The sequence below is a fragment of the Halomonas sp. 707D4 genome, from assembly GCF_024158685.1.
GTDB lineage: Bacteria > Pseudomonadota > Gammaproteobacteria > Pseudomonadales > Halomonadaceae > Vreelandella.
In genome coordinates this window covers 1-1037 of the sequence record NZ_JAMZBD010000753.1, presented here as the reverse complement: position 1 = coordinate 1037, position 1037 = coordinate 1, and the positions used below count along the sequence as shown (strand labels likewise).

Annotated in this window: 2 protein-coding genes; both read left to right on the top strand. The window is 66.2% G+C overall.

The features are described from left to right. A partial coding sequence (locus BIS11_RS18460) for a sirohydrochlorin chelatase (protein WP_253586848.1) occupies positions 1-320 on the top strand: 320 nt, incomplete at its 5' end. Positions 321-421: 101 nt separating this feature from the next. Next, a partial coding sequence (locus tag BIS11_RS18455; protein ID WP_253586847.1) for an ATP-binding cassette domain-containing protein occupies positions 422-1037 on the top strand: 616 nt, incomplete at its 3' end.

Genomic DNA, 1037 nt, shown 5'->3' with positions numbered 1-1037 from the left:
CCTCCATGGAGCGCCGCGAGGGCGACGCCTACCGCTTCAACGAGCCGCTTCTGGAGAACCTGCTGGAGAGCGTCGAGTTTCGCGATGCCACCGTGGTGGTGGCGCTGCTGTTTCTCTCACCGGGCCGCCACGCCGGCGACGGCGGCGACATCGCCGAGATCTGCCGCGAGGCCCGAACGCGCCACCCGCGCCTTCGCGTCATCACCACGCGGCTGGTCGGCGAGCACGACGGCATCGTCGATATCCTCGCCACGCGGTTTCGGCAAGTGGTTGATCATGGGCGGGTTCTGCTGACGCTTTTACCGAGTGCGGCGGATTGAGCACGGCGGCAGGTGCCAGACGGCCCAAGAGCGCGTAGAATCGCGAGCCTTTGCGCGCTTGCGCGCTCATCTTCGCACCTATGCCAACCAGGGGCTCCCTCTTGATCGCCACCGCCAACATCACCATGCAGTTCGGGGCCAAGCCCCTGTTCGAGAACGTCTCGGTCAAATTCAACAACGGCAACCGCTACGGACTGATCGGCGCCAACGGCTGCGGCAAGTCCACCTTCATGAAGATTCTCGGCGGCGAGCTCGAGCCCTCGTCGGGCCAGGTGATGCTCGACAGCAGCACTCGCCTTGGCAAGCTGCGCCAGGATCAGTTCGCCTTCGAGAACGAGCGGGTGATCGACACCGTCATCATGGGCAACGTCGAGCTGTGGCAGGTGGCGGCGGAGCGCGAGCGCATCTACGCCTTGCCCGAGATGAGCGAAGAGGACGGCATGGCCGTGGCGGATCTCGAGGTGCGCTTCGCCGAGCTCGACGGCTACACCGCCGAGGCCCGCGCCGGCGAGCTGCTGCTGGGCCTGGGCATTCCGCTCGAGCAGCATTTCGGCCCCATGAGTGAAGTGGCGCCGGGCTGGAAACTGCGCGTGCTGCTCGCCCAGGCGCTGTTCTCCGACCCGGACGTGCTGCTGCTCGACGAGCCGACCAACCACCTGGACATCAACACCATCCGCTGGCTCGAGGACATTCTCAAGGCGCGCAGCAGCACCATGG